Source organism: Myxococcus sp. AM009, assembly GCF_013372605.1.
Lineage (GTDB): Bacteria > Myxococcota > Myxococcia > Myxococcales > Myxococcaceae > Myxococcus > Myxococcus vastator.
In genome coordinates this window covers 70,455-79,042 of record NZ_JABXEP010000015.1, presented here as the reverse complement: position 1 = coordinate 79,042, position 8,588 = coordinate 70,455, and the positions used below count along the sequence as shown (strand labels likewise).

The following is an 8,588-nucleotide window of genomic DNA, read 5'->3' as shown; positions in this document are numbered from 1 at the left end:
CAGGTGCCGCCCCTGTCCGTGAAGAGCGGCGCCAACCTGGGCGGCAAGGTGGAGCTGGTGGGGGCCACGGTGGAGCCCGGCCGGCTGAAGGCCGGAGACCAGGCGAAGGTGGCGCTCTACTTCAAGGTGCTCCAGCCCATGGACGACGACTACCTCATCTTCGTCCACGTGGAGGACGCGGACGGCCGCGCCGAGCGCATCAACGTGGACCACAAGCCCGCGGGCGGCCTGCTGCCCACGTCGCAGTGGAAGCCCGGCGAGACGGTGAAGGACGAGTTCCCCGTCTATGTGCCGCCCGGCTCGACGGCCCGCGCGTTGAACATCTGGCTGGGGTTCTGGGAGCCGCGCACGGACTCCCGGCTGCGCATCCTCAACCCGAACGCCGTGCGCAACGACGGCAAGGACCGCGTCCTGCTGGGCCAGGTGCCCGTGGCGCGCTGAGTCGCGCCTGAGCGGGCAGGGGAAAACGCCGGAGCGGCCGTGTAAGCCGAGTTCTGTCCCCACCCCTTTCGGGATGGGCGGTGAACATTCATCTAGGGCCCTGGTTGCCCAGGGGCCTCATCAGCGAGCAACCCGAACGCATGGGACGGGCCATCCCTGTCCTCCGGACGGCGAGGACGCGCTCCTATTGGCTCTTGCTCCAGGTGGGGTTTACCGTGCCATCCGAGTCACCCCGGACGCGGTGCGCTCTTACCGCACCGTTTCACCCTTACCCGCCCCTTGCGGAACGGGCGGTCTGTTTTCTGTGGCACTTTCCTGCGAGTCGCCTCGACTGGCCGTTAGCCAGCACCCTGCCCTCTGGAGCTCGGACTTTCCTCCCGCCACCCATGACTGCGGTGGCCGGCGTTCACCCGGGCCGCTCCGGCACCTAGCGCTTACAACAGCCGGGCAGGGGCGGTCCACTCCGGGCGAGGGGCGCCGTCCATCGTCCGTCAGGAACGCCGCCCCGTCCCTCGCGAGCACGCGGCGGCCCGTTCGAGGAGCAGCGCGCGCTCCCGCGTGTTCGCGGTGAGGGCGGCGGCCTGCTCGAACTCCGCGCGGGCCTCGTCGAGCCGGCCCAGCTTGCCGAGCAGGTCTCCCCGGACGCTGGGCAGCAGGTGGTAGCCCTGGAGCGAGGGCTCCGAGGTCAGCGCGTCCACGAGGCGCAGGCCCGCCTCCGGGCCGAACGCCATGGAATGGGCGACCGCGCGATTGAGCTCCACGACAGGGGAGGGGACGACCTGGGCCAGCGTGTCGTAGAGCGCGGCGATGCGTGACCAGTCCGTGGCCTCGGCCGTGCGCGCCCGGGCGTGGCACGCGGCGAGGGCGGCCTGGAGCGCATACGGGCCTTCGGCGCCTCCCAGCGCCTCGGCGCGTTCGAGCGCCGCGAGGCCCCGGCGGATGAGGAGCTGGTCCCAGAGCCCTCGGTTCTGCTCCAGCAGGAGCACGGGCGCTCCCTTGGGCCCCACGCGGGCCCGCGCGCGTGACGACTGAAGCTCCATCAGCGCGACGAGGCCATGGACCTCCGGCTCCTTCGGCGCGAGCCCCGCCAGGATGCGGCCCAGGCGCAGGGCGTCCTCGCAGAGCGCGGGCCGCATCCAGTCGTCGCCGGCCGTCGCCGAGTAGCCTTCGTTGAAGACGAGGTAGATGACCTCCAGCACGGTCGACATGCGGGCGGCCAGCGCGTCGCCTTCGGGGACCTCGAAGGGGACGCGTGCCTCCGCGAGCGTGCGCTTGGCGCGGACGATGCGCTGGGCCACGGTGGGGACGGGGACGAGGAAGGCGCGGGCAATCTCCTCGGTCGTCAGGCCTCCGAGCAGCCGGAGCGTGAGCGCCACCCGCGTCTCCTTGGAGAGCACCGGGTGGCAGGAGATGAACATCAGCCGCAGCAGGTCATCGCCCACGACGTCGTCGAGCGCGGCGTCCAGGTCCGGCGCGGCCGTGCCTTGCAGTGACTCCAGTTCATGACCGAGCTCCTCGTGTTTGCGCTCGAGGAGCTTGCCTCTGCGGAGCTCGTCGATGGCGCGGCGCTTGGCGGTGGCCATGAGCCACGCGCCCGGGTTGTCCGGGACGCCCGACTCCGGCCACTTCTCGAGCGCGGCGACGAGCGCGTCCTGGGCGAGCTCCTCCGCGCGGCCGACGTCGCGCACCATCCGCGCGAGCCCCGCGATGAGGCGGGCTGACTCGATTCGCCAGACTGCTTGAATAGCCCGCTGTGTCTCGGTGGAAGCCGTCACGGGCGCAACTCAATCACCGTTCGCCTACGGCACAAGGGGCGTGCGCGCGCGGCGTTTCCTTTTGAGAGGGCGACGTGTACCGTCGGCGAGCCATGCGGCGGCTTGGAGACCCAGCGGGTAGCCGGTCCGTGATGCTGCGGTCCGCTGCCTCTCCGGGGTACCCCCGGGGACAACTCATCAGGAGCACACCGTCACGCGCGGCCGCCTCCGCGGCAAGCCGCGGTCCGGGCCACGCAAGACACGACAGGTGGGGCCACGCCGCCGCATGGCGTGAGTGTGGAAGATGAGCGAGCGGCGCGTCGTGGCTCAGGCGCTCGCGTCCGCGTTCCTCGCGGGGCCCTGGACGCTCAAGGGGCTCGTTGAAAGGGGCACGGAGGTCGTCGGAGGACGAGCACCGTGGGTGTCGTCCCTGGCGCGCAGCGCGATGAGCTTCTTCCCGCGTCCGCCGCATGCGCGGATGGAGTTGCTCGGGGACTTGTTGGCTTCGCGTCCCGCGTTCATGCGGGGCTTCACGGACCCGTCGGCGCGTGCGCGCATCGTGCGCTGGATTTCCTCCGAGCCGCGGATGGCGCGGCAGCCGTGGCCCGTGCCAGCGCTGCCGACCCAGGCCGACCTCGCGGCGTGGCTGGGCGTGACAGTGGCGCAGTTGGACTGGCTGGCGGATGTGCCGGGCATCGAGCACTCGTCCACGCCAGGACGGTGGCGGCGCTACCGGTACACCTGGATTCCGAAGCGCAGCGGTGGTGAGCGGCTGCTGGAGCGGCCGGGATTGGACCTGTCGCTGGTACAGCGCAAGGTGCTCCACGGCATCCTGGACCACATCCCGCCGCATGACGCCGCGCATGGGTTCGTCTCGGGTCGGAGCGTCCGCAGCTTCGCGGAGCCCCACGTACGGCAGGCCGTGGTGGTGCGGGTGGACCTGGAGGACTTCTTCTTCTCGGTGCGGCCCGCGCGCATCTGGGCGGTGTTCCGCACGGCGGGGTGTCCGGACGGCGTGGTGCGTGCGCTCGCGGGACTCTGCACGAACCGCACACCTGGCGAGGTGGTGTCGCAGGCGAGGCGGCCGGATTCACTCGCCGAGGCGAGCGCGCGCTGGCGTCTGGCGCGGAGGCTCGAATCGCGTCACCTGCCACAGGGGGCGCCCACGTCGCCCGCGCTGGCCAACCTCGCGGCGTACCGGCTCGATGTCCGACTGTCGGCGCTCGCTGCTGCGATGGGCGCGCGGTACACGCGCTACGCGGATGACCTGGCGTTCTCGGGTGGTGACGCCTTGGCCCGGCGCACGCACAAGTTGCTGCGGTACGTGAGCCAGATTCTCCGCGATGAGGGCTTCACGCCGCGCGCAGGGAAGACGCGGGTGATGCGCCGGAGCGCCCAGCAGCGGCTCGCGGGCGTGGTGGTGAATGCGCATCCTTCCGTCCGCCGCGCGGACTACGAGCGACTGAAGGCCATTCTCCACCTGTGCCGCACGCGAGGCCCCGCGAGTCAGAATTCCGAGGACCATCCCGACTTCCGCGCGCACCTGCTGGGCCGCGTCGCTTGGGTCGCACACCTGCACCCGGCCCGAGGCGCGAAGCTGCGCGCCGCCTTCGACCAGATTGCGTGGGACTGACGCCCACGCCTTTCGACTGATGTCGTCCCTGGAAGGTCTACAGCCGCTCATCAATCGCGCGGTTGCTCATCTCATCCGCCTCGGCGTTCTGCGCGCGGGGGACGTGGTGCAGCTTCACCTTGGTGAAACCCTTGAGCAGCTTCCGCGCCTCTTCGTACAGCGGCTTCAGCGTCGGGCTCTTCACCTGGTAGCGCCCGCCGAGCTGACGAATCAGCAGCTCGCTGTCCGCGTAGACGTCCAGCTCGCGCGCGCCCAGGGACTGCGCGTGCTTCAGGCCCAGCAGCAGGCCCATGTACTCCGCGCTGTTGTTCGTCTGATGTCCCAGGAACCGCCCCAGCCGGGCCACCACGTTGCCCGCGGGGTCCATCAGCACCGCGCCCGCGCCCGCAGGGCCCGGATTGCCCCGGGCCGCGCCGTCTGAGTAGACGCGCAGCCGCGGATGCGACTCAGCGGTGGGCGCCGCGTCCACCGGCGAGCTCATGGCCCCAGCCGGCTCCTGCGTGCCCTTCGTCGTCGCGGCGGAGGCCGGCGGCATCCCGCCGAGCCGCTGCGCGGCCTCCTCGATGAGCTGCCCGAGGTGCTCCCGGGTGAGGCCCCGGAACTCTCGCACCGTCCCTTGCAGCGGCTCCTCACGCGCGATGTGGCGGAGGATGTCGATGATGGACGGCGCGGGCATGTCCACGAAGCCGCGCCGCTACTTCGCCGCCGCCGGGGTTTCCTGCAGCGCTTCCACCGCGTAGATGATGCGGTTGCAAGAAGGACAGACGTCCATGCCCAGCCCGGTGCGAAGCTGGTTGTAGAGCTGCGGGGGCACGTTCATGTTGCAGCCCTGGCAGGTGCCGGCCACCACGCCGACCATGGCGGGCAGCTTCTTCTTGCGCACCACCTCGTAGCGGCGCAGCAGGGTGGCATCCACGGCCGAGGCCACTTCGGCCCGGCGGCCTTCCAGCCCCTTCACCAGCGACTCGGCCTCGCCCAGCTTGCCGCGCAGCTCCGTCATCCGGCCGGACAGGCCCTGCTGCTTCGTCGCGAAGTCCGCCTCCTTGCCCTTGATGGCCTCGCGGGCGCCGCCGAGCTGCTTCGTCAGCTCCGCCAGCTCCTCCGCCATCGTCAGATTGGCCTTCTTGGCGATGTCGATTTCACGGGCCAGGGCGGAGTACTCGCGGGTGGAGCGCTGCTCGCTGAGCCGCGTCTCCCACTTCTTCACCTTGTCCTTCTCGTCCGTGATGTTCTGTTCGAGCTGGGCCTTCTGCTTCTCCATGTCGGAGACGCGCGCCCGTTCCGCCTCGATGGCGCTGCGGGCCACACCCAATTCCCGCTCCAACTCGGCAATCTGACGGGGGTGAACGTCCGCGGCCTTCCGGAGCGAGGCGACCTCGAGGTCCACGTTCTGCAGCTCCGCCAGCGCTTTCAATTTCTCCCGCAAAGTTGCTGCCTCCCACAGGGCCGCACCGTGTACGGCAACGGCCGAGCTCTTGTACCAACAAGGATGATGAGGGTCCAACGTCCAAATAGGCCATGAGTCATCCCTCGTGGCCCTCGCTGCCATGCCGCATTTGAAACAGCTTCACGCACCCGTTAGACCGGAGCGCGTGCTTCGTCCATCCTTCGTCATCGTTCTCTGCGCGCTCGCTCCTGCCTGCAAGGAGCCCGCGTCCCCGCCGCCCACCACCACCGCGCCGGCCGCGCCCGCCGCCACGAACACGAAGTGGGGCGTCATCGAGGGGCGCGTCCGACTCACCGGCTCGCCCCCGGCGCCCGCCCGGCAGCCCACCACGGGCACCGTCGTCTCCGTGTGCGGCGAGGAGACGGAGGAGCGCACGCTCAGGGTAGGCAGTGAGGGCGCGTTGGCCCACACCGTGGTCTCCTTGAAGGAAGGCCACGCGCTGCCCGTACCCAAGCGCGCCGCGCCGGAGGCCGTGCTGGACCAGAAGCAGTGCATCTATGACCCGCCCGTGCTGGCCGCTCGTGCTGGCAGCACCCTGGTCATCCGCAACTCGGACCCGCTGGTCCACAACGTCCGCGCCGCCTCCGGAACGAACCGCGCCTTCTTCAACGTGGCCATGCCGCTGGAGGGCATGACGGTGAAGCGGCAGCTGCCCGCCGAGCCGGGCGAGGTCCCCATCCACTGTGACATCCACCCGTGGATGCGCGCGCGCGTGCGCACCTTCAACCACGGGTACTTCGCGACCAGCGGCGAGGACGGGCGCTTCCAACTGGAGGTCCCCGAGGGCACCCACACCGTGGTCCTCTGGCACGAGCGGCTCCCGGAACAAGCCCGCACCGTGACGGTTCGCGCTGGCGAGCGCGTCCAGGTGGACGCGGAGTGGCCGGTGGCCGACCTGCAGTAGCCCGCCGGTCCGTATCCATGAAGGATTCCGGCGCTCGCCGTCTAAAAGGTTGAGAAGCCGCGAATCGATTGGGGTTTCCGTTCCAGTAGAAGAATTGTTATGCGGACGGCAGAAGTCACGTCCGAGAAGAGGGGGCAGAGTCATGCAGCAGGCAAAGAAGCAAGCACTCCCGAGCAACGGCACGCGCGGCCTGGAAGCGCCCCGCAAGGCGGCGGTCCGGCCCATCGGCATGCAGGAGATGGGGCCAACCCTGTACGAGCAGCTCCGCCGCGCGCTGCTGGAGCTGACGCCCGTCTCGTCCAACTGAAGCCAGGTTGTCCGGGCGCGAGCGCCACGGCCTGAAAAGCGAAGGGGCTCCCGGCTTGCGCCGTGGAGCCCCTCGTTTCTCGCGGACCTAGACTTCGTCCTCTTCGGATTCGCTTCCCGCTGCTTCGTCATCATCGAAGGAGTCGAGTCCTTCCTCCTCGTCCTCCTCATTGCGACCGGCGGGCTCCTCCGGCTCAATGGGCTCGATGACCTTCGGGGCGGCTGCCAGACGGCTACGCCTTCCCTCGGGTTGGGGCTTGAGTGCCGGGCTTTCCCGTTGATCCGCACCACACTTCGGGCAGATCGGGTCCGGCTTCTTCATGTCGTAGAACTTCGTCTGACACTTGTAGCAGACGTGTTTTGTTCCGAGGTCCTTCGCCGGCATTCGCCACCTTGTGTAAAAGGCGAGAGAAGACAGGGGGGAGGGCGGCTCAATAGTTGGGCCGCAAGACAGAGTCAACCTGTGGTTTGCGCCGGAGAATTCTAGCGGTAGCATCGCGACCGCGTTTTCCCCCGGAAGCTGGACGCCCCTCTTGAACTTTACCTGCGACAATTGCCAGAAGCGGTATTCCATTGCGGACGAAAAGGTCCGCGGCAAGACGGTCAAGGTCCGCTGCAAGAACTGCCAGAACGTCATCACCGTCGAAGGGCCCGCCGAGGAGGAGAACACCCGCGTGGTGTCCCTCGCGGACGTGGAACGCATCCGCGCCCAGGAGCGCTCCCTGGCGGAGCCCGAGCCTGCCCCCGCCCCGGCGGCCGTCGTCAGCGCGCCCGTCACGGCGGCCCCGATGGCGAAGGCGCCCGCGGCCGCGCTGCAGACGCCCTGGGACGATGAGCCCACGCGCGCCGCGCCCATGAAGGCCACGGGTTCGCCCTGGTTCGTCATGGTGCGCAACAAGCAGGAGGGCCCGCTGGACGAGGGCGCCCTGCGTGAGCTGATGGCCACCGGCACCGTGAACGGCCGCAGCTTCTTCTGGCAACAGGGCATGGCGGACTGGAAGCGCGGTTCGGACATCCCCGAACTGGCAGGCCTCTTCGAGCCGCGGCACGCCGAGCCCGAGCAGCCCTGGCCGGACGAGGACGACGAAGCGCCGGACAACACCTACTTCGGCGACCCCCTGCCGCGCGCCCAGCCGCAGGCCCAGCCGCAGGCCCAGGTGACCCGCCGCGCGCAGCAGCCCCAGGCCGCCAACGCCGCGCCGCTGGACGACGCCCTGTTCTCCGACCTGGACCTGCCGGGCAACCGCGACGGCGGTGACGACGAGGAGCCCCAGGACGACGACGCGCAGTACCCCGACGACCCGCGGGCCGCGCTGGGCGGCGACGAGGACGACGGCAAGGCCGTTCAGGACACGCGTCACTTCGCCAAGAAGTCGGGCGTCACCCGCCGCAACCCCGCCTGGAAGTACGCCGTCTTCGCGTTGCTGCTGCTCATCGTCCCGCTGGGCTTGGCGTATGTCCTGTCGGAGACGCTGGGCGTGGTGCCGCTGCGCGTGCAGACGGTGGACGCCAGCGGCAACGCGGTGGAGCAGCCCGTCTTCTCGGCGGAAGGCGTGGGCGCGCTGCGCGACAAGCTGCTGGGCCGTGCGCCGCCGCCGCCCCCCGCGCCTCCCAAGCCGCCCGCCGAGGGCAAGCGCCCGGCCGCCGCGCCCGCCGGCACCGGCGCGGTCGCGGACGCGGAGGCCGCCGCGGCGCCGTCCAAGGGGGCCTTGGAGGCCGTCTACGTGGACCCGGACAAGCAGGACGTGGACCCGGCGGTGCGCAGCGGCGAGGAAGTGGCCGCCGCCGACACCGAGGATGTCGGCGGCCCGTCCGACGAAGAGGTGGAGCGCGTGCTGGCGAAGACGCAGCCCGCCTTCAGGGACTGCGTGGAGGCCGAGCTGCGGAAAAACCCGTCCTTCAAGGGCGGGAAGGTGACGCTGACGGCCACCGTGGGCAGCTCGGGCACGGTGACGGCGGCCACGCTCGACCGCAAGGACTTGAACCGCAACAGCCCCGTGGGCGCCTGCATACGAGACCGCGCGAAGGGGATGGTCTTCTCCGCCTTCGCTGGTGAGGCCGTGGACCTGGAGATTCCGCTGGTCCTCTCCAAGTCGATGTAGC

Annotated in this window: 9 protein-coding genes and 1 other RNA gene; 5 read left to right on the top strand and 5 right to left on the bottom strand. The window is 70.1% G+C overall.

The features are described 5' to 3' along the window. A partial coding sequence (locus HV824_RS06365; protein ID WP_255207806.1) for a hypothetical protein occupies window positions 1–441 on the top strand: 441 nt, incomplete at its 5' end. A gap of 26 nt (window positions 442–467) precedes the next feature. On the opposite strand, the gene rnpB is transcribed toward HV824_RS06365, so the two are convergent. Together rnpB and HV824_RS06355 are read right to left on the bottom strand one after the other, a co-directional pair. Then, an RNA gene (rnpB, locus tag HV824_RS06360) (RNase P RNA component class A) lies at window positions 468–863 on the bottom strand. Window positions 864–932: 69 nt separating this feature from the next. Next, on the bottom strand, window positions 933–2,216 hold the full coding sequence (locus HV824_RS06355; RefSeq protein WP_176418179.1) for an RNA polymerase sigma factor: 1,284 nt from the start codon (window positions 2,214–2,216) through the stop codon (window positions 933–935). 283 nt (window positions 2,217–2,499) lie between these two features. Here HV824_RS06355 and HV824_RS06350 point away from each other — a divergent pair, with 283 nt between their 5' ends. Beyond that, the gene (locus HV824_RS06350; protein WP_176418178.1) at window positions 2,500–3,828 is read left to right on the top strand and encodes a reverse transcriptase family protein; all 1,329 of its coding nucleotides are present in this window, start codon (window positions 2,500–2,502) and stop codon (window positions 3,826–3,828) included. 37 nt (window positions 3,829–3,865) lie between these two features. Here HV824_RS06350 and HV824_RS06345 read toward each other — a convergent pair whose 3' ends face one another. Continuing rightward, window positions 3,866–4,504, bottom strand: coding sequence for a ribonuclease HI family protein (locus HV824_RS06345; RefSeq protein WP_176418177.1), 639 nt, complete (start codon window positions 4,502–4,504; stop codon window positions 3,866–3,868). A gap of 18 nt (window positions 4,505–4,522) precedes the next feature. Further along, a complete protein-coding gene (locus tag HV824_RS06340; protein WP_176418176.1) occupies window positions 4,523–5,254 on the bottom strand; it encodes a zinc ribbon domain-containing protein in 732 nt (243 codons plus the stop codon). 106 nt (window positions 5,255–5,360) lie between these two features. On the opposite strand from HV824_RS06340, the gene HV824_RS06335 reads away from it, so the two are divergent. Further along, window positions 5,361–6,179 (top strand): hypothetical protein, encoded by an 819-nt coding sequence (locus HV824_RS06335; RefSeq protein ID WP_176418175.1) that lies wholly within the window; start codon window positions 5,361–5,363, stop codon window positions 6,177–6,179. 142 nt (window positions 6,180–6,321) lie between these two features. After that, the gene (locus HV824_RS06330) at window positions 6,322–6,486 is read left to right on the top strand and encodes a hypothetical protein (protein WP_176418174.1); all 165 of its coding nucleotides are present in this window, start codon (window positions 6,322–6,324) and stop codon (window positions 6,484–6,486) included. Between the two features lie 87 nt (window positions 6,487–6,573). Here HV824_RS06330 and HV824_RS06325 read toward each other — a convergent pair whose 3' ends face one another. After that, a complete protein-coding gene (locus tag HV824_RS06325; protein WP_163787487.1) occupies window positions 6,574–6,870 on the bottom strand; it encodes a TIGR02300 family protein in 297 nt (98 codons plus the stop codon). A 148-nt stretch (window positions 6,871–7,018) separates the two neighbouring features. Between HV824_RS06325 and HV824_RS06320 the strand changes: the two genes are divergently transcribed. Continuing rightward, entirely contained in the window at window positions 7,019–8,587 is a 1,569-nt protein-coding gene (locus tag HV824_RS06320; protein ID WP_176422882.1) for an AgmX/PglI C-terminal domain-containing protein, read from the top strand. Window position 8,588 lies beyond the last annotated feature (1 nt).

What these genes read in the sequence shown, in the direction of transcription:
- HV824_RS06330 (WP_176418174.1), top strand. Translation starts at nt 6,322, where the DNA reads ATGCAGCAGGCAAAGAAGCAAGCACTCCCGAGCAACGGCACGCGCGGC.
- HV824_RS06325 (WP_163787487.1), bottom strand. Translation starts at nt 6,870, where the DNA reads ATGCCGGCGAAGGACCTCGGAACAAAACACGTCTGCTACAAGTGTCAG.
- HV824_RS06350 (WP_176418178.1), top strand. Translation starts at nt 2,500, where the DNA reads ATGAGCGAGCGGCGCGTCGTGGCTCAGGCGCTCGCGTCCGCGTTCCTC.
- HV824_RS06345 (WP_176418177.1), bottom strand. Translation starts at nt 4,504, where the DNA reads ATGCCCGCGCCGTCCATCATCGACATCCTCCGCCACATCGCGCGTGAG.